Annotated in this window: 14 protein-coding genes; 1 reads left to right on the top strand and 13 read right to left on the bottom strand. The window is 35.3% G+C overall.

Annotation, left to right across the window (positions count from 1 at the left end; all coding sequences use genetic code 11):
• The 9 genes from L3049_RS14365 to L3049_RS14325 form a co-directional block, all read right to left on the bottom strand.
• Positions 1-3,978 (bottom strand): hypothetical protein (locus tag L3049_RS14365; protein WP_275110507.1); only part of this gene is annotated, 3,978 nt, incomplete at its 3' end.
• A 334-nt stretch (positions 3,979-4,312) separates the two neighbouring features.
• Entirely contained in the window at positions 4,313-5,038 is a 726-nt protein-coding gene (locus L3049_RS14360) for a pseudouridine synthase (RefSeq protein ID WP_275110506.1), read from the bottom strand.
• Positions 5,039-5,110: 72 nt separating this feature from the next.
• Positions 5,111-5,554 carry a putative signal transducing protein gene (locus tag L3049_RS14355; protein WP_275110505.1) on the bottom strand — a complete coding sequence of 148 codons (444 nt, stop codon included), beginning with the start codon at positions 5,552-5,554 and terminating at the stop codon, positions 5,111-5,113.
• A gap of 64 nt (positions 5,555-5,618) precedes the next feature.
• Complete coding sequence (locus L3049_RS14350; RefSeq protein ID WP_275110504.1) at positions 5,619-6,158, bottom strand: carbonic anhydrase; 540 nt, start codon at positions 6,156-6,158, stop codon at positions 5,619-5,621.
• A gap of 138 nt (positions 6,159-6,296) precedes the next feature.
• A complete protein-coding gene (locus tag L3049_RS14345; RefSeq protein ID WP_275110503.1) occupies positions 6,297-6,716 on the bottom strand; it encodes a hypothetical protein in 420 nt (139 codons plus the stop codon).
• Positions 6,717-6,723: 7 nt separating this feature from the next.
• Entirely contained in the window at positions 6,724-7,704 is a 981-nt protein-coding gene (locus tag L3049_RS14340) for an alpha/beta fold hydrolase (protein ID WP_275110502.1), read from the bottom strand.
• 26 nt (positions 7,705-7,730) lie between these two features.
• Positions 7,731-8,138 carry a nuclear transport factor 2 family protein gene (locus L3049_RS14335; protein WP_275110501.1) on the bottom strand — a complete coding sequence of 136 codons (408 nt, stop codon included), beginning with the start codon at positions 8,136-8,138 and terminating at the stop codon, positions 7,731-7,733.
• 55 nt (positions 8,139-8,193) lie between these two features.
• Positions 8,194-8,751 (bottom strand): TetR/AcrR family transcriptional regulator, encoded by a 558-nt coding sequence (locus tag L3049_RS14330; RefSeq protein WP_275110500.1) that lies wholly within the window; start codon positions 8,749-8,751, stop codon positions 8,194-8,196.
• A gap of 264 nt (positions 8,752-9,015) precedes the next feature.
• A complete protein-coding gene (locus L3049_RS14325) occupies positions 9,016-9,930 on the bottom strand; it encodes a glutaminase (protein WP_275110499.1) in 915 nt (304 codons plus the stop codon).
• A gap of 251 nt (positions 9,931-10,181) precedes the next feature.
• Here L3049_RS14325 and L3049_RS14320 point away from each other — a divergent pair, with 251 nt between their 5' ends.
• Positions 10,182-10,886, top strand: coding sequence for a hypothetical protein (locus L3049_RS14320; protein WP_275110498.1), 705 nt, complete (start codon positions 10,182-10,184; stop codon positions 10,884-10,886).
• Positions 10,887-10,945: 59 nt separating this feature from the next.
• Here the strand turns inward: L3049_RS14320 and L3049_RS14315 are convergent, their stop codons facing one another.
• The 4 genes from L3049_RS14315 to L3049_RS14300 form a co-directional block, all read right to left on the bottom strand.
• A complete protein-coding gene (locus L3049_RS14315; protein ID WP_275110497.1) occupies positions 10,946-12,004 on the bottom strand; it encodes a hemolysin family protein in 1,059 nt (352 codons plus the stop codon).
• Between the two features lie 100 nt (positions 12,005-12,104).
• Entirely contained in the window at positions 12,105-14,486 is a 2,382-nt protein-coding gene (gene pbpC, locus L3049_RS14310) for a penicillin-binding protein 1C (RefSeq protein ID WP_275110496.1), read from the bottom strand.
• Between the two features lie 73 nt (positions 14,487-14,559).
• Complete coding sequence (locus L3049_RS14305) at positions 14,560-14,967, bottom strand: endonuclease domain-containing protein (protein ID WP_275110495.1); 408 nt, start codon at positions 14,965-14,967, stop codon at positions 14,560-14,562.
• 119 nt (positions 14,968-15,086) lie between these two features.
• Positions 15,087-20,645 (bottom strand): alpha-2-macroglobulin family protein, encoded by a 5,559-nt coding sequence (locus L3049_RS14300; RefSeq protein WP_275110494.1) that lies wholly within the window; start codon positions 20,643-20,645, stop codon positions 15,087-15,089.
• Positions 20,646-20,650: the final 5 nt, after the last annotated feature.

Here is a 20,650-nt window from a genome sequence, read left to right as displayed (position 1 = left end):
TCCCAAATCAACGGTTGGGTTTGCATGGATTGTTGCATTCACATCATCATTAGCTGAACATCCGTTCGCGTCAGTTACAGTAACAGAGTAGTTACCACTAGCAGAAACTGTAATTGTCTGAGTTGTTTCGCCAGTAGACCATAAATAAGTCGAACCAATATTTCCCGCATCAAAAGTGATCGTTCCACCAGCACATGTTTCCTGATCTGCTCCAAGATTTACTGTCGGATTTCCATGAATTGTTGCGTTAGCATTGTCTGTAGCTGAACAACCATTTGCATCTGTTATTGTTACAGAATAAATTCCACTTGTCGAAACTGTGATTGTTTGCGTTGTTTCGCCAGTTGACCATAAATAATTTGATCCAATATTTCCTGCGTCAAATGTAATTGTACCACCGGCACAAGTCTCTTGATCTGCACCAAGATTTACTGTCGGATTTCCATGTATTGTTGCATTAGCATTGTCTGCAGCTGAACATCCGTTCGCGTCAGTTATTGTTACTGAATAATTTCCACTAGCAGAAACTGTAATCGTTTGCGTTGTTTCTCCTGTAGACCATAAATAAGTTGATCCTGCATTTCCTGCATCAAAAGTGATGCTGTTTCCTGAACAAGTTTCCTGATCTACTCCCAAATCTACTGTTGGATTCGCATGAATTGTTGCATTTACATCATCAGTAGCTGAACAACCATTGGCATCTGTTATTGTTACTGAATAATTTCCACTAGCAGAAACTGTAATAGTTTGCGTTGTTTCTCCTGTAGACCATAAATAAGTTGAACCAGCATTTCCTGCATCAAAGGTGATTGTACCACCGGCACAAGTCTCTTGATCTGCTCCCAAATTAACAACTGGATTCGCATGAATTGTTGCATTTACATCATCAGTAGCTGAACAACCATTAACATCAATCATTACAACAGAATAATTTCCCGAAGTAGTTACTAAAATACCTTGTATAGTATCACCGGTACTCCATAAGTAAGTAGATCCTGGATGCCCTGCATCAAACATGATATTGTTGCCATTACATTCTTCTTGATCTGCTCCCAAATCGACAACAGGATTAGGATGTACAATCAAATTCATATCATCACTTCCTAAACAAGCATTAACATCTGTTACTGTAACAGCGTAATTTCCACTTGCAGAAACCGTGATTGATTGAGTCGTTTCTCCCGTACTCCATAAGTAAGTAGAACCCGGATATCCTGCATCAAGGGTTATTGAATTCCCTTGGCATATTTCTTGATCAGCACCTAAATCTACATTTAGATTACTATTAATATCAATTCTCATGGTATCTAAAGCTGGTATTACACAAGGAACAATTGGCTGAGCACTTAACTCAATGTCAACATATCCATTGGAAATATCACCACTACCAGGATTATATGTAGCATTTAATATACTGTTATTATCAAAAGTTCCATCACCTAAACTTCTCCAAACAAATGAAGATTGGTTTGTTACCACTCCATTTAAAGATGCCGTTCCCGATTCACAAATAGCTAGATCTGCCCCTGCGTCTGCTGTAACATGCTGTATCACTTCTACGATAACATCAAGTGGAATTTCTGATAATTTAAACATACTTATTCCATCCAAAGCAAAAGCATTATCTACTCCAACAGTGCTCGTATTGTTTATTTGTACAGTTATTTGAGTAGGAGTATCATTATAAATTAATTTTTGATATTTATCCCAATTACAAGCTGAGTTCGTTGTAAAGCTCTGTACAACAACACCATCAATAATCAAATCAAAATCATCAAAACTATCATTTCTTAAATTCGTAATGTTCATTGCAAAAACATAATAACTGTCTGGATCAACATCAATGGTTTGTTCCCAAACGGTGTTATTTACATTTCCACCTTCAACCACCATCATATTGTCTGGCGAGTTACCTGTAACACCATTACAATCTGCTTTATTACTACCAAAAGCTTCTGTATTACTACTAACGGTATATTTACTAGATCGACTTCGGCATGACCACCACCATGGATTTGAACAGTAATAATAATCACTTTGGAATCCAATATTACCCAAAGTAAAATCACCATTATTCACCAATTCCAATGTCTCGTCTACATAAAAAAGACGTAAATTATAAGTCGTTGTAGAATCAGGACTCACCACAACTCTTGAAGATAAGCCATCAACATCCCAATTAAAAAGAAAATCATTACCAGCATAAAGCTCTACTGATTCTCCCCTACAAATAATTGTATCATTTAAAGTAACATCAGGCACATTACCTGTTGCACTTGTAATGTTAATCATATCCATAGCTGAACAACCATTCATATCATAAACTCGAACGGCATACAATCCAGGTTTGTCAACATTTAAATATCTTCCTCTAGATCCATCATCCCAGATATACATGAAATGACTCCCGGCATCCAAAGTAATAACATCTCCAGAATTTAATATTTGATCAGGTCCCAAATCAACTGTTGGAGGAGGAACAAGTGTTACATTTACATCATCCGTTGCATTACAACCGTAAGAATTTGTTACTGTTACAGAATAATTTCCACCAGCATATACAATAATCTCTTCGGTAGTTTCTCCTGTACTCCATAAGTAGGTCGCACCTGAAATACCTGCATTTAATGCAACAGGCTCTCCAGAACAAACCGTTCGATCTGGTCCTAAATCAATGGTTAAATTCGCATAAAAACCAACGTCAACCGTGTCATTTTCAACACAATTAAAAGCATTCGTTACTTCAACAGAATAAGTTCCTGCCGTTGACACTTCAATTGTTTGTGTTGTTTCACCAGTATTCCATACATATGTTGAGCCTGGATTTGCAGCATCTAAAATTACATTTCCCCCACCACATGAGGCTAGATTATCACCCAATCCAATATTCGGAATAGGATGCAAATTCAATGTTATGAAATCAGTAATAAAACCGCAAGGTGAATTTGAATTAGCTGTTGCTGTTAAAACAACGCTGCCATTTGCAACATCATTATTTCCTGGCGTGTACGAAGAAGTTACACTCGTATTATCTGTAAAAGTACCATCGCCTGAAGTTGACCACGAAAAACCTGTTGTATTTGAAACTGTTGCACTTAAATTAGCGGTATCATTTCCACACATTGTGATATCCGATCCTGCATCAACAACTGCTGGTTCAACAACTGTAACCGTCCTACTATCAGGCACTTCTAATAATGGATTAAATGAAATCCCATCTAATGCATAATCATTTCCACTTCTAATTAAATTCTTATTTACAATTGATATTTCGATAGATGTTTTTGTCCCTGAATACCATAAAGAATAAAATTCTTCCCAATTACAAGTTAATCCTGCACTCGGTTCAATATAGTCACCCATCAAAACTCCATCAATCATAAATTCCAGTCTAGCTGGATTTGTTGGATGAACATTGGATGCCCAAGTTGAAAAAGCATAATATTGATTTGGGGTTACTGTAATGGTCTGGCTCCAAACGACGACATTCTCATCTGGTGCACCATTTACGATTAACATTTTATCTGAAGGGTTACCTGTATTACCACTACAGGCAGAAAAATTTGCATGATAAGCCTGAGGATTACTATCAACAGCATATCTACCTTCCATCCACAAAGACTGATTATGAGAATGATTTGCTGTAGAAAGAACAGGATCTGGACAATAGACATATTCACTATAAAATCCCGTATTTCCTAATTCAAATTCTCCATTAGTAATTAACTCAATACCAGTATCTGGTATAAAAACGCGAAGAGTATAGGTTGTAGTTGTCGGAGGAGTTACCGAAATTGTTGACGAAAGCTGCCCAGTACTCCAATTGTACATATAGGATCCTGCTTGTGCTTCTAGAATCACAGATTCTCCCACACAAATTGTTGTATCATTTACTGGTCGTACTATTTGTGCAATAGTAGAATAACAAGCTAAGCTTATTAAAATCAGGTTCAATATCAAACGTAAAAGTATTCTCATGTATTCTCCCATTAAAAGGTGTCAAACTCATCATCACATCAATCCATCGTATTTTGACGAAAGCTACTTTTATTTACTTTAATTACGTAAATCTAGTGATTAAAGTTTAGTTTTTTATAGACAAAGGATCAATAAGTGACCATAGATATATCTAACATTCAGAAAATGAGAGAGTTTCATCTTTACTTATTCATTATTAAAAATTAAACCAGATAAAAATGGATTTTACAACAATAAAAGATGAATTTTTAGAGCATAAGAATAAAGACATAAACGAATACGTCTTAACAATATACATAAAATTATGATCTAATTAAAAAAGGTAATTTTCTGGCTACAACTCATCAAAAGTTTTAGCAGAATCTTCGCATAAATTTAGAAGCTCTTGTAATTCTATTTTGGAAAAAGAACGGTAACTACCAACTTTTAAATCACCTAAAGAAATATTCATAATCCTTAAGCGTTTCAATGTTCTTACATCGTAATCCAAATATTCACACATTCTACGAATCTGTCTATTTAGCCCTTGAGTAAGGACTATTTTAAATGTAAAGTCACTAATTTTCCAAACTTTACATTTTTTGGTTACGGTATCTAAAATTGGAATACCATTTGACATTTTTCGAATGAAATCAGCAGTAATCCTTTTGTTTACGCGTACAATGTATTCTTTTTCGTGATTGTTACGTGAACGAAGAATTTTATTCACGATATCTCCATCATTGGTTAAAAAAATAAGACCTTCACTAGGTTTATCCAATCGTCCAATTGGAAAAATTCGTTCAGGATAATTAAGGTAAGAAATAATATTTCCTTCAATATGAGTATCGGTTGTGCAGGTTATTCCTATTGGCTTATTAAAAGCTAAATAAATATTTCCAACCGTCTTGGTAATGGTCTTTCCTTTTACCTTTATAACATCTTCACTTGAAACTTTAACTCCCAAGCCTGCAGTTGTACCGTTTACTTTTACCCTTCCACTTTCGATCAACTTGTCTGCTTCTCTTCTAGAACAGTAACCTGTTTCTGCAATTGCTTTATTAAGTCTTTTTAATTCCATAGTAATGATGCCTCTTTCAATTGAACTGCAAAATTAACAGGATTATTTTAAATCAAAATACTAAAGCTCTTCTTATCGGATATATTTCCATTCTTTATCACAATCGAAACATTTATAGCTTCTTCTAAACAATGGAAAAAGAATTCCTAAAAGAAAAAAGGTAATTAGTATAAGGTAATTTGGCTCTCTTACACGTCCAATATTATCAGATTTACAATTTGGGCATATTTCTTTATTTGTATCTAAACTAATTTTAATATTCTCTATATCTCTTCCTACCTGCAAGTCAGCTTCACAAATATATCCTCCATCTCGCAATAATTGAACACTATTTTCAAAATTAGATTCGTGAACCAATAATTTGACTCCTCCTATTGCATTAGAGCAAAAATTATCAACTTGAGCAGTTAACTCATCTTTTATCAGAACCTCTACTCCTAATGATTCAAGATAGGCCTTTGCCATATGAGCATCTTGCGGAAGCATTGTTGTTAAAACGGTACGCCAATTATTCATTTTGCTAAAGTTTTATGATATAAGCAAACCTAGCAAATAAGATCAAAATACAAAAGTAATTGACTTATTCTTTTATCATATAAAGTTTATTATTATCAACATCATAAAACAATGGAGCTACAACAATCTTAGGGTACTTAACTCTCAATCTCTTTGCTTCATTAACCACAAATTCAAGTGCATTTCCTATTTCAAACATAGGAGCAAAATTACCAAAATGCTCTTCGGCTCTTTCCTGGGTCCATCCAGCAGTATTAACCAAGCCATCTATAAACTCCCCTTTTCTGGCATGTAAATTAACCATACCACAATTATTGTGTCCAATTAGTGCAATGTGTTTAATTCCGCCAACAGAGATTGCGTAAGACACCTTAAATTCACTGTAACGAAGATTAGCTCCTCCAGATCGTATAATGTAAGAGAAATTTTCTGGAATATGTAGATGTTTTCGATTATCCATACACATTCCAACGAGAAGCTGAGCCTCAGAATATTCAGCAAATGGTCGGTTCAAATTATGAAATTCCAGCAATAATCCAATTGGAGTATGTCTGTATTCTGGAAGAATATCCTCAATTTTTGTTACATCAATAATTTGGTTCATAGTTTTTGTATGCGTGGTTTAGAATGATTCTAAAGATAACCAATTGCTTTTTGAAAGCAAATCAATATCAGATCAAGACACACATAAAAATAAAAAGATGATCTTCTTGACCATCCTTTTATCCAATTATTTTAAGCCTTATGCTACTTTTTTAAATTCGTATTGAATTAAAAATATTAAAGGAATTGCATAAGCTAAATGTCGTACTAAAGTAATTATCGGCATCATTGAGGACATTTTTAGACCAGCTACGCCAGCCCCAAGTAATGGTAGCATAAAAAACCACACCAAAGCAATCGTTTCTACTACAACAAAAAGGATAGGCCTTAGCCATTTTGGTCCCCAAAGAGAAGGAGCAATTCCTGCAAATAGAACTGCCAATAACACTCCATTACTATAATGGCCTGCAACTCCGTAAGCTAATCCCAATCCTGTTTTTGCGCCTAAAATTCCAGCAATATCCCACCATTTTCCTGTAATAAGCAATCCAACAATATCAAATAAAAGTGTTCCTATTATACCAGCTGTTATGGCATTTTTCCAATTAATTGTTTTCATGATTTCTTTACTTTATATTGTTTTTATCTAAAAATTTCAAAATGTAATTGGCAATCTCTTTACCTTTTTCTTCCAAGGCAAAATGACCAGTATTCAGTAAATGAAATTCCAAGTTTTTCAAATCTTGCTTGTAAGGATGTGCACCATCTGCCGGAAAAATAATATCATTCTTTCCCCATACGATTAAGGTTGGTGGCTGGTAAGTTCTAAAATACTCTTGCCATTGTGGATACAAAGGAACATTCGTTCGATAATCATAAAACATAGCCAATTGAATTTCTGGGTTTTCATTTCGTTGCAAATGCATTAAGTCAATATTCCAATTATCCGGACTAATCTTAGAAGCATCTTGAACACCGTGCGTATATTGCCATTTTAAACCATCAATAGAATGAAATCCCTCCAATGCCTTTCCATTTTCAATGGTATAATCATTCCAGTATTTTTTAATTGGAATCCAAAAATCGCGAAGCCCTTCTTCATATGCATTCCCATTTTGAATAATTAAAGATTCAATTCGCTCTGGATATTTCGCTGCTATCCGAAATCCAATAGGTGCACCATAATCCATCAGGTAAAAGCTATATTTATCAACGTTTAATTCCTGTAAAAACCCATCTACAATCTTAGACATATTTTCAAAAGTATATTCAAATTCATCCATGGATGGTTGTTCACTTTTTCCATATCCAGGATAATCTGGAGCTAATACATGATATCGTACAGACAAGTCTGTTATAAGATTTCGAAACATATGAGAAGAAGTTGGATAACCATGCAACAAAACAATTGTTGGTTTATCGTTTGAGCCTGCTTCACGGTAAAATACAGATGTTCCGTTAACGCTTACCGTTTTGTAAGAAGTACCACTCAAGTGTGATGATTTTTCATTCTCTTTTCCATTCATATTGGCAAAAGAATTAGATCCAAAGGAAACAAATGCGACTAGCATCATTCCTGCTATTGATTTAATCATTGAATTTTTCATTATTATCTATATTTAAAGATTTATTCTTAAAACTTCCTATCTACCTCGTTAATTTTAACATCATTAGCACTCATATCACGGATTTTCATCAATCCATCAGTATCAAACTCCCAATGCTCATTTCCATGTGTCCTATACCATTGCCCAGAATCTGCATCTTTCCATTCATATTCAAAGCGAACAGAAATTCTATTGTCAGTGAATGACCACAAATATTTTCGTAATTTGTAGTGTAGTTCCTTTTCCCATTTGTCAGATAGAAAATCAACAATCGCTTCTCTTCCAATAAAAAACTGGTCCCTGTTTCTCCATTTAGATTCAGATGTATAAGCCATTGAAACCTTTTCTGGGTTTTTGCTATTCCAAGCATCTTCTGCGACTTGAACTTTTGCTCTTGCAATCTCCTTCGTAAAAGGAGGAATTAATTTTTTCATCATATTTATTTTCATACAGACAGGTCTGTCTGTTTTGTTTGTAAAAAAGATGCTGTTATGACAGCAATCTTGTACAAGCTCCCCTAGCTACTTCAATTGGAGCCACACTTTGTTGAATTTGAGATAGCATAATGGCACCTTCAATTAGCACCAAAACTTCATCACCTAATTTTTCAACTTCTTTCTTTGTGAGCTTCTCATCCTCCTTAAGATGATTGTGTATCCATTCTCTTAACTCATTTTTATGCGATAAAACCTCATCCTTAATGCTCTGATGATCTTTTGGCAAATCGGTAATAATATTTTGAAAGCCACAGCCTCTAAAACCAACCTCGGTAAGCCAATCAGCTAAATAATTAAAACATCCAATCACTTTCTGCTTACCACTTTCTTCAGCAACAACAAACTCTGAAAGTTTCCCCATCCACATAATATGTCTTCTTTGAAGATAGGCTACCGCTATTTCTTCTTTCGATCTGAAATGTTGATACAGACTTGCCTTCGCTACACTTGCTTCTCGTATTATTTGATTAATTCCCGTTTGATTATAACCTTCAAAATAAAATAAGCGAGAAGCAGTTTCAATAATTCTTTCGTTTACACTTAAATTCATTATTCTTATTTCTTAGCTTGTTTTTACCGATCCAATTCAATTCTTAATTAGGCCTGTTATTTATTATTTCTAATTCAAATATATGGCAAAATATCGAAACAGACAAACCTGTCTGTTCTTATTTTATATATACCCTTAAAATAAAAGACCAAGAGGTCCTATTTGTAGGCATTCAGCAACATATTATTTTTTTTAAAATTAGATTGGTATTAAGAATTCTATTTAATCATTGACTGTATTTCATCAATTATGCCAATAATCTCATTAAAAAATAGAAGATTCTGTTTCACTGGTAAACAACTCTAAAAACTTCATTCCTTTGCTTGAATTTCCTTTTGCATTTAGCTTTGGACTCCAAACTGCAATACTGTATTTATTCGGATGAATTGCCACAATACCGCCTCCAACTCCACTCTTACCAGGCAAGCCAACTTTAAAAGAAAACTCTCCTGCTTCATCGTAAAATCCACACAATTGCATCACCGCATTAATTCTTTTTGACTTACTTGTGCTCAAATATTTTTCTTTAGTAATTGGATCTTTACCATTAGAAGCAAGAAAAAGAAAAGTTTTAGAAAGTTCTTTACATGTCATTTCTATGGAGCAAAGGTTAAAATAGAAATCTAAAACCTCATCAATATCATTGTGGATATTCCCAAAATCCTTCATTAAATTAATAAGTGCAGCATTTCGATAGCCCATTGATTTTTCAGACTCAGCTATACGTGAACAAAACTCTAACTTAGGATTTCCAGATAGCCTTCTTACGAATTGAAGCAATTCTTGTTTAGGATCTTTTAAATGCCCCACAAGAATATCCGAAATCACTAAAGCTCCTGCATTTATAAATGGATTTCGAGGAATTCCTTTATCGTGTTCCAATTGCACCAAAGAATTAAAAGGTGTACCAGATGGTTCCACACCAACACGTTTCCATAAATCTTCATTCTCTATTTTGTAAGCCATAACCAATGACAATACTTTAGATATACTTTGTATTGAAAATTTATCATCAGAATTCCCAAAACAAAAATTTTGATCTTCAATTGTTGTCAAATGCACTCCAAAATTATTCGAATTTACATTTTGAAGTTCTGGGATATAAGATGCCGGTTTCCCTAGATCTTTAAACCCATCTAATTTCTCAATTACCTGTACAAAAACATCCTGATAATTCATCGATATAAATTTATTTGCTTCAAAGATAAATCTTGCCAGCTTAAATAATCGAAAATATAACAAATACTTTGTTGAAGAAAATGTAACGGTTCTTCTTTGAGATAAAAAACGATTAAAAGAAAATACGATCTCTTTTTCCAATAAAATCAATAACTCTAAGATCATATCATTACGAGACCATATTTCTCATACAATAATAGAATAATCAGATCGTTATATTGAAAAATTAACCAATACACGAAAAATAAATTATGCAAAAAATTAAAAAATCCTATTGGATACTTTTACTCCTTCTTACATGGTCTCAAGTATCGAATGCGCAAGAGCAGAATAAATTTAAACAAAAAACAGATTTCCAATTTACAGCAGGAATCAATAGAGGATTTGGATTAGGTGCAAACCTTATTCTTCACGATCTATCACAAGAATTTCCTTTTGATATTCGTGTTGGAGTAGGATACACCTGGTTACAACCGGGCAGCTCAACAAAAGCTAGAAAAATCTTTATCAATAATGCAACCAATGGTGTGCCTGAGGATAAAGGACACAGTATGGATGTAAGGCTTGATTTTATGAAACCAATGACACTTCTTGGAAATTCTAATTCCTATTGGTTTATTGGTCCTCGTTACTCTAAATTTAAAGGTAATTTTAAATATGTAGGTGGTAATGAAGATTTTGACATTACATCATCGCAATATGGTTTAGGTGGTGGTTTCGAGAGCCATTACAAAATTTCCGAAGGTTTACAGTTGATTTTAACTGGTGGATTGGATTATTTCTTTGCTGCAAAACTGCAAGGTCATGATACTTCTTATTATCCGGATAACGATAATGTAAACGCAAGAACAAATAATGAAAACGATACGAATTTTAAATATAAAGATGCAGACAAAGCAATTGATCAACCTCAATTTATGCCTCGTTTTATGGTTGGAATTCAATTAGATCTTTAAATACACTGGACAAGCTAAAAACTCAACATTTTTTATCCATTATCTTATCTGAAACGATTTTAAGAATCTTCAAACTCCTCGAAAATATCATACTTGGCTTTTCGTTCTTGCCATCTTTCTCGAGCATATTGCTGCATATCAACTATCTTATCTCTTTCATCAACAATTTCGAAACCTAAAAGCGTTTCTATTATATCTTCCATACTCACAATTCCATCCATTCCACCATATTCATCTACAACGAGTGCAATTTGTTCCTTTTCCTCTAGCAAATTTTCCCATGCCTTAAGCAAAGTTTGAAACTTTGGAACTATAACAATAGGCCTTTTAATTTCCTTCAATTTAATATCCCTTTTGCCTTCGGCTAGATATTCAAAAACGGATTGCCTGAACACATATCCAGTAATGTTATCATTCCTTTGAGAAAAAACTGGAATTCTGGAATAATATAGAAACTCTTTTTGATGCAGAAACTCTTGAAGATTCATTTCTTCGTTGGCGATACAAACCACAACTCGTGGAGTCATAATTTCATTAACACTAACTGTTTTAAGACGAATTAAATTCTGAATTATTTTGTTCTCATTTTCTTCCAAAGCACCTTCCTTTGTCCCAATATGTGCCATAGCCGATAATTCTTCTCGACTAACCGACACTGTTTTGTCTTTTGGTGAAAATAATTTCGTGATGTAGCCAGTTAAAATTACCAAGGGGTAAGTAACAAAAACCATTACATTCATTATTAGGCCTGAAGTCATGGCAATACTTCGCCAATATCTAGCACCTATGGTTTTCGGAATTATTTCTGAAAAAATGAGGATTAACAATGTTAAAACTGCCGACACCAATCCAAAATAAACTTCTCCGAACAATTTTGTAGCCTGTGCTCCTACACCAGCAGCTCCAATTGTATGAGCAACTGTATTCAATGATAAAATTGCAGATAAAGGCCGATCAATATTGTTTTTAAGTTTTAAAAATTTAATTGCCCTTTTATCTCCATTTTTTTTTCGAACATTTAAAAATGAAAGAGGTGTTGATAACAAAACAGATTCCATAACCGAACACAGAAAGGAAACAACAAGCGCAAGAAATAAGTAAAATATCAGAAGAAGCATTAAGTATTTGTTTTAAGTAAATCTCTCTTTGTAATTTACTTAAAAAATAATGATTTACAATTCAACAGCTCGATTTAGGACTGTCTTTTTCCTTGTATATTCAATTAATTTCATTCTCCTCTTTTCCTACGATGGTAAATTTCTTATTCAATGTATTTCCCAGATTATCGACTAAAGTAAGTAAATGCTCTCCTTGATCTGGACTTAATTCTATCTGATGAAATTGCGTTGTAGTTCCAATAAAATCGCCATCTACATGCCAAAAAACTTCTGCTTCAGGATCGTGATGAGCAATTTCAAAAACAACCTTACCCAACATACCATCCAAATCTACTGGAACAAAAATTTGATCATTCCCTTTCGGATAAATAATTTCCATTGCGATCTGGTTATGTCCTGAACAATCCTCACGAAAAGGTGGCAAAGAACGATACAAAGCATTCCGTTTTTTATAATACCATTCCATCGCAGGTGGTAAAACGAACCAATTCACATGGTGCATATTTTTTGGTTCCTCACAACTCGAATTCACCTGATATCGCTTTGTTTTATCCAAATGGATTCTTTTATGAAAGGGACAAGAAAGTGTCTCCAAACCAGCATTACAAACGAGCATCGTATCTACTGTCTCGCACCATCTACTCGCCCTGTTACCACTTTCACGACAAACCTGAATTTCCTCCATTTCTTCAAAAGGAATATCGAACCAAGATCCTGTAGGCAGTATATTAAACACATCGAACATTACTGGTGCTGCTGCCCCAACTCCTGTTAAGCCTGGACGTCCTTCTCCATCGGCATTTCCTACCCACACACCAACTACATAATCGGGAGTGGTTCCTATTGCCCACGCATCTCTAAATCCGAAACTAGTGCCAGTTTTCCACGCCACTTTACGTGATGAAGAAAACGATTTCCATCCATTTTCCCCATCTGGCCGATTTACTTCCAATAAAGCATCAAAAGTTTGGTAAATAGAAGCTGCACTTAATAAAGCATGTGCTTCTTTTTTGCCATGTAAAACTGTATCCTGTAACCGATAAGATGGCTTTCGAATGTCATTTGAGTAATAACATTTATCTGAATTATAATGCTTTAAACCTCTTGCTAGTCCAGAGTAAATTCCGCACAAATTCCACAATTCACCTTCTGCACCACCTAAAATCAATGACAAACCATAATGACCTGAAGGCCGATTCAAACGTAGCATTCCCAATTTTTTCATTGTGTAATGAAAGCGTTCTACGCCAAAACTACGAAGCATTCGTACTGAAGGAACATTTAAAGACCTGGATAAAGCCTTGCGAGCAGGAACCGCTCCATCGTAGCGCAAATTAAAATTCTTAGGTGAATAGCCAGCAATTTGAGTGGGAATATCAGGAACTAATGTCCGTGGTAAAATCTCACCGCTATTCAACATACTTGCAAACAGAAATGGTTTTAGAATACTTCCTGTACTTCGAGGCGCTCTAATCACATCAACCTGATTGGCATGATTTTCCTTTCCTTGCTTATTTGTATTACCAACATATGCAATACTCTGGCCAGATTTTACGTCCAATACCAAAACTGCCATATTGTAAATTTGATTCGCCTCTAAATTTCGCTGATGCTTCTTCACAATCTCATTTACCTGAAGCTGCAAACGGTACTGAATTGAACTCTTAATTCGTTCTCCAGTGTACTCTTTGTTCGCCTGATCGAGAAGATGTGGTGCGATCATCGGCAAAGCATGAACTTGTCTTGGAATATCTTCTAATTTTGCCAACTCACAAGTGGTCGAATCTATAATTTCTTTATCTCGTAAGCGATTCAATAATCGGTTTCTTTTCTTTCGAAGCTTTTCCCCATTTTTCCCCGGATAGATTAAAGATGGTGCATTTGGCAAAACAGCAAGAGTAGATGCTTCTGCCCAAGACAATTCACTTGCACTACGCCCAAAAAATCGCCACGAAGCAGCTTCCAAGCCAACAACATTTCCACCAAAAGGAGCATGAGAGGCATACAAAGCAAGAATTTCTTTCTTCGAATAGCCAAGTTCTAATCGAAAAGATTTAATTATCTCTACGATCTTTTGGTAAACCGTTCGACCTTTACCTTTACGCGAGATTCTTATTAATTGCATGCTAAGCGTACTTCCACCACTCACCACACGACCAGCTTTAACATTTTGAATGAATGCTCTTCCCATTGAAACGGGATTTACACCAAAATGGGAATAGAAATAGTTATCCTCAAATGTCAATAAGGCTTTTTCAAATTTTTCTGGCACTTCCTTCGATTCTGGAAAACGCCATTGCCCATCTGTAGCAATTCTTGCTCCTAACAAATTACCTTCCCGACTAAATAGAATCGTAGAAGTAGGATCATTAAACAGTTTATCTGGTATTGAAAACCAAAAACCAACTCCCAACAGCAAAAATGCCAACATGAAAATGCGGCATTTTTTACTTTGGCAATATTTTATTTTTGGTAGGTTCATTGGTTGCAATTTACCGTATTGATTTACGATACAATATTAAACTATTTACATCACACAAGCACTCCTAAATCCCCTAAAGGGGACTTCTTGGTATCTGCTGAATTTTACTACTTATTAGACTTATCTTATTTAATACTTTATTAATATCATTATCTATTTCCTCATTAGTAAAACGAATGATCACAATACCCAAATTTGTAAGTTCTGCCTCCCGACCAATATCATACTCTTTGTGGTCTTTTGAATCATGAATTCCTCCATCAACCTCAATTACTAGCTTTAATGAGTGACAATAAAAATCAACAATAAAGATATCAATAGGATGCTGTGCTCTACATCGTAAGCCTAAAATTTGCTTTCCCTTTAACTCTTTCCAAAGCTTCAACTCTGAAACAGTCATATTATCTCTAAGCCACTTAGCCTTCTCAAAAATATGAGGTTTCGAATTGTAAAACATTGATACTTGATCGCCAACACTCATACTTCCTTTTTTTTAAGCCCCTTTAGGGGTTTGGGGTAATTTAGTATTCATTTTTTCATACCTAACCCAAATTCAAGGCCACTAAAGAAAACCTTGAGTATCTGCTAAATATTATCTTATTACTTCACAACCTCAACCCATTGGCCTGGTTTGCGAGCATTAACGCGATCGTCATACATGGCTTCACAATTCACAGTTGGTAAATAATATTTACCTACGTAAGCTGCGTTCAATGTCATTGTAAATGTCTTACTTTTATTGCGTTTCATATCGAAATAAGTATAAACTCTATCATCACGAATATCCTGATATGTTGGCTGGTCTGATTTACTAACTTCATCGACATCTCCAAATCGAGTGTTAACAATCTCCCATCCAGAAGGGAAAATCTGCGTTAATGCCATTTGCTCGTAATCGTCCATAATACCCGGATGATTCAATCGAACTTCAACTTTAAAATCTGTTCCTTGCTGCAATTTCTTCACATCAATCGAATTCCCATTCATATCCATGTAAACAACATTCATCTTCAAATTCTTCTCTGCAGATGTTTGATCTCCAGTCTCCGGAATTCCGCTCATGCTTACACGTGCATATAAAATTCCATCCGATTTATTGGTGACAATCACATTAGGCTTTCCTGAAGTTAAATCCAAAGGAATTTGAATTACTGGATTGCTCGTTGACAATTCTTCCTGTTCTTCTCCATTTAATGAATAAGCAACATTTAATTGTTTTGACTCTCCACGACCTGCAAATTCGGCCATTCCAATTAAACAAAATGCTGTTGTTTGAGTACTCATCCAAGATCTTCCTGAAAGCTCTTCTGATAACTTCTGAACCATTGGAAATGCAACTGTTCTTTTATCTAGCAAACTTAAAGTCTCTAAAATCATTGCTCTATCTCTAGTATCAGAACCAAAAGAACCAGAATGTTCTCGATAAGCTTTTACTTCTGTCCCTAAGTTTTCAATCAACTTCTCGGCAACTTCTTTTTGTCCAATCAATTGATAAGCTGCTGCAAGTCTCCATTTTGCTGCAGAAGAAAGTTTGGTTTGTTCTCTTAATCTGTTCATCGATGCCAAATCTGGATCTGATGCTACAGCAAGAGTATACAATCGATAAGCTTGCAATAAATCATGACGCGAATAATAAACGCCACCTCTATATGAAGAACTTTCCCATCTTTTAGCTGCTGATTTTTGGTATCGCAACCATGCAGATTTTAATCCCATTGGTAAAGTGTAACCTAATTCTTCTGCTTTCAACATAAAATGCCCAGCATAACTAGTTCCCCAATCATTACCATAATTTCCTCCTGGCCAATATGAAAATCCACCATCAGGAATCTGAAAACTCAACAACCTGTTTAAGCCCGCCTGAACATTCGTATTAATATCTGATTTTTGATCTGCAGACAAAGTCACAACCTTATCTAAAAACAATTGTGGAAATACGGAAGACGTCGTTTGTTCAATGCAACCGTGAGGATATCCGATAAGGTATTGCAAACGACGACCAAAATCGATTGGTGGAATATTAGAAAGTTCTAATACACCTTTATTCGTTCCTTGCATTCCTGGTAATTCCAATAGCTTATTCCAGCTCGCACCAGCTTTTAATAAAGTATCATTCACATTTACAACACGAGGATTTGGATTGCGAACATCCAATTCAATATCGTAAGTTGTTTTTACATTTCCACTTTCAGCTAAAACTTTCACTTTGGCTATCCCCAAACGAGAGGCTACTTTCAAATCAAAATCAATTACCTGCTCTCCTACTTCGTCAAATGTAATTGTCTTCTCAAGACTAACTTCTGATGTTAAAAACTCATTAGGAACCACCTTAATTTTAACATTTTTGATTTTAGGATCCATTGCAAAAACAGTAACCGGTAACTTTACCGATTCACTTGGACCAACTACTCTTGGTAGTGTTGCAAGAATCATTAGAGGTTTGCGAACCTGTGTTGTTTTTTCTGCAGAACCATAAGCTCCTTTGTAACCAGAAACAACCATCGTACGAACAGAACCAACGTAATTCGGCATCGTGATCTTATGCAATTTACTATCCCCTGCGTAAAGAGTGTAAGGTCCATAAAACATGACGACTGGTTTAAAACGATTTGCTTTCGCTTGTTTTTTGTCTCCAGCATCCTCATCACCACCAATGGCAAATGCTTTTTCTAATCTTGCACCATAAGCACCCATTACCAAATCGTACATATCCCAGGTTTTCACACCTAAGGCTTCTCTTGCATAAAATGTATTCCACGGATTTGGCGTTCTGAATCGGGTTAAATCTAACAAACCATCATCAACAACTGCCAATGTATAAGTCATTGCTTTCCCATCCTTTTCGGATACAGTCACTTTAAATTCTTTCTCAGGTTCTAACACATCTGGCATATCAATCACCGGACTTAAACGAGTATTTGGATCTTCCACTAAAATTGGAATCACACCATACATTCTAATAGGCAGATCATTTTCGGTTTGCGCATGAGGTTGCACTAAGGTGACACTCACGTATGCATTCGGAGCCATTTCCGGGGTAATATCAAATGAAAATTCTGATTCCTTCGATTTTGTATCTACCCAAAAAGCCTGTAAAACCTTTGCTCCAGTTTCGATACTTACCAAAGCTTTTCCCGATTTTGAAGAAGGAATTGTTACCCTAGCTTTTTCTCCTACGCTGTATTTGTCTTTATCCGAAGTGAAAGAAAGCATACTTGCATTTCCTGGCATTCCTTCCGGAGAACGACCATACCATTTCGAAAAATAAGCCGTCTGACCAGCGGAGTGACCACTGTCTTTATCAACAACTTGAATTAAGTAACGACCATAATCTTGCCATGAATGATATGGAATGTTTAGCTTTAAATTAGCCACTCCATTCTCTGTAGAAATTGTTTTATGAAATGCGATGCTTGTAGATGATCTACCAATATAGGAAGCCAAATTTTCCTGACCAGCATCCCACCACCAACGCCAATCAATCTTATAAACCTTTACAATTACATTCTTTCTGCTCACAGGATTTCCATCCGCATCAAGCGTTACAATCTTCACATCATGATCTGTATCTGTCAGGAACCATCCTCTCTCTGATTCTGGCATTTTAAGACCAATAAATGATTCGTAAGGTGCAAATTTAATTCTCTGCATATCAATACTAAAATCGCCACCTTTTTCAAAAACACGAGTGATAAAATTAGCATTCAACATTCCCGGAGCAGACTTATTACCTTTTAAATCTAAAGCTACAGTTGCTTTTCCACTCTGGTCAATTTTCCCATCAAAAATGACTTGCTCATCGGCATAAAATTCTTTCGATGGATCATCAAAAATGTAAGCAGGATACTTTTCAAAACTTGTTTTTGTAGGTGCTAAACGCAAGCTTATATTTGATTTCAGATCACGAGCAATAGCTCCATGAAGCCACTTCACTTCCATCTCTGCCTTTTGATCTTTTGTAGTAGATTTTAAAACATCAGTACCAAAATCAAGATTAATTTTTAATCGATTTGGTTTAACGGTTTCAATTTTAATATTCTTTCTAAAAGTAGCTCCTCCAACCTTTATTCGCACTGACCAGTCTCCAGTTGGAGCTTCTACATCGGTTGGGGTAACAAATGAATAAAAGCCATTTGCGCCACCAGTACTTACTTTATGCGTTACTGTTTGTCCTTGTGGATTAATCAATTCAAAAACAACGGGATGATTATCAGGCAATACATCTCCTTCATCTTCCAACACAAAAGTGAGATACAAATTATCTCCTGGACGCCAAACACCACGTTCACCGTAAATATATCCTTTGATTCCTTTTTGAATCACTTGCCCTCTAACATCAAAATTACTTAATGATAATGCTGAACCATCTTCCAAACGCAAATAGCCACGTTGATTTCCCTTTTTAGCAACCAATAAAAATGGCTTCCGATCCAATTGAACTTTTGCCAAACCATCTTTATCCGTTTTGGTATTTGCCATTAGCTGATTTTGGTAGTTGTAAACTTCCAATTCAACTGCCGCTTCTGGTTCTGCCGAAATTAAATTCGAAATCGCAAAAGTGATTGATTTATCATTTCCAGCCTTAGCAATTATTCCTAAATCGGATGCAAAAATAGTTCTCTTCACAAACCTACCTGAACGGTAATAAGAAACATGACAAGGATTTTCTTTTTCACTATATCTATATCCTTCTGGATAATAATAAGATTCATACCAACCTGGCTGATCCCATTCTTTCATTTCTTTTTCTAACTGCTGCTCTGCAATCAATTCATCCATATTAACCAACTCATCTTTCTCCTCCTGTTCGCAGGCATACATTGCGTATTCCTTTCTGAAGCGAAGCTCTAATCGATAAATTGCACCTGGATTTACAGTTATATAATTCGCAACATCAAGCGTATAAGCATTCCATGTTCTTAAATCAACGGCACGATTGGTTCCCAAATCGATTCTTTTTTGCAATACCAAACGAGCAACTCTTCTAATATTATCAGATTGACCCATTCTGTTGTCTTGCAAATACTGATGAACGTTGTTTTCAAAAATCTCAACAACTCTTAAATCAACAGCTTTTAAACTAACCGCCTCGAACGGTAACATTAAGCCTTGGGATGAAGGTGAAATTATACCATTCCCAATTAAACGAACTGCTGGCTTAATATCTTCGAAGGTAAGCTCCATTTTTTTGCTTTTCTTCAAAGAATAGTCCATTGCATTTCGAATTCCCTCCTCGAAACGAATTGTTTTGGTTCCTGATAAACGGTGGGTTGGAAATACCCTCAATTCATTTCCATCGATAATAAATATCACAGACGATTGTCCTTCTATACGAACCAAACCATCTAATTTTTGATTATTCTTTAAAGGATCAGAGAAACGAATAGACACATATTGCTCTGGTTGCTGAATCACTTTTGCACTCATCACCTTAAATACATTCAGCGCTGGAATCTCTACTTCTTTTTCTCCTTTTTCATCCACTCCAATTGAAGATCCATTCCACTCTAAACTCAATTCTCCTTTTTCCTCTTGTCTTTTTAAACTATCTACAACAAAATGATGCTGCTTCCCATCAGCCGAATGCATCCATTCAATAGATCTTTTCTGTGAATTGAGCGTAGCCTCCAATACCGATTCGATCTCATCATCAACAATTACATCAGCCGTTGTGATATAGCCTTTGTATTTCTGATAAAGCATATCCGTCTTATCGTAAGACTGTAAGCCTTCTCCAGTAAGTGTAAAAGTTTGTTTTATGGTCTGAAAATTAAATTTCAGATTCGAATATTCAGCTGGCACTTCCATCAATTTCGAAAGATTCACATTCACCTTGTATTTCGTATCCGACTTCATGCGAGTTTCAGCTCTAAACTCAATACAACGAGCATCTTTCCAATATGCTTTTCCCTTTACAGCTGGAGTTATTTTCACAATACCAGCTTCTAATTCCTGACCTGACTCAACCTTTTGGGCATAATCATTTACCAAACGAATTTGGATTATGGATTCAGACGAAACGACGCCAGATGTAAATGCTGAAATATATTGCCCAAAACCTGGATCAACTTTCTGTTTTACATTCTTTTTGTCTTTGCAGGAAAACATCGCAGGAATTAATATTGCCAGCGATAGCAGGAGGTAGAAATTCTTTCTCATTTTTT

Origin of the sequence: Labilibaculum sp. DW002 (genome assembly GCF_029029525.1) — a bacterium.
In the GTDB taxonomy this organism is placed as follows: Bacteria; Bacteroidota; Bacteroidia; order Bacteroidales; family Marinifilaceae; genus Paralabilibaculum; species Paralabilibaculum antarcticum.
The sequence above is the reverse complement of the archived record's forward strand: the minus strand, read 5'-3'. Positions and strand labels throughout refer to the sequence as shown.

Bases quoted from the DNA above. Each gene is read 5' to 3' on its own strand.
- L3049_RS14340 (WP_275110502.1), bottom strand. From the start codon at position 7,704: ATGAAAAATTCAATGATTAAATCAATAGCAGGAATGATGCTAGTCGCA.
- L3049_RS14315 (WP_275110497.1), bottom strand. From the start codon at position 12,004: ATGCTTCTTCTGATATTTTACTTATTTCTTGCGCTTGTTGTTTCCTTT.
- L3049_RS14360 (WP_275110506.1), bottom strand. From the start codon at position 5,038: ATGGAATTAAAAAGACTTAATAAAGCAATTGCAGAAACAGGTTACTGT.
- L3049_RS14330 (WP_275110500.1), bottom strand. From the start codon at position 8,751: ATGAATTTAAGTGTAAACGAAAGAATTATTGAAACTGCTTCTCGCTTA.
- L3049_RS14320 (WP_275110498.1), top strand. From the start codon at position 10,182: ATGCAAAAAATTAAAAAATCCTATTGGATACTTTTACTCCTTCTTACA.
- L3049_RS14355 (WP_275110505.1), bottom strand. From the start codon at position 5,554: ATGAATAATTGGCGTACCGTTTTAACAACAATGCTTCCGCAAGATGCT.
- L3049_RS14350 (WP_275110504.1), bottom strand. From the start codon at position 6,158: ATGAACCAAATTATTGATGTAACAAAAATTGAGGATATTCTTCCAGAA.
- pbpC (WP_275110496.1), bottom strand. From the start codon at position 14,486: ATGAACCTACCAAAAATAAAATATTGCCAAAGTAAAAAATGCCGCATT.
- L3049_RS14300 (WP_275110494.1), bottom strand. From the start codon at position 20,645: ATGAGAAAGAATTTCTACCTCCTGCTATCGCTGGCAATATTAATTCCT.
- L3049_RS14305 (WP_275110495.1), bottom strand. From the start codon at position 14,967: ATGAGTGTTGGCGATCAAGTATCAATGTTTTACAATTCGAAACCTCAT.
- L3049_RS14325 (WP_275110499.1), bottom strand. From the start codon at position 9,930: ATGAATTATCAGGATGTTTTTGTACAGGTAATTGAGAAATTAGATGGG.
- L3049_RS14335 (WP_275110501.1), bottom strand. From the start codon at position 8,138: ATGAAAAAATTAATTCCTCCTTTTACGAAGGAGATTGCAAGAGCAAAA.
- L3049_RS14345 (WP_275110503.1), bottom strand. From the start codon at position 6,716: ATGAAAACAATTAATTGGAAAAATGCCATAACAGCTGGTATAATAGGA.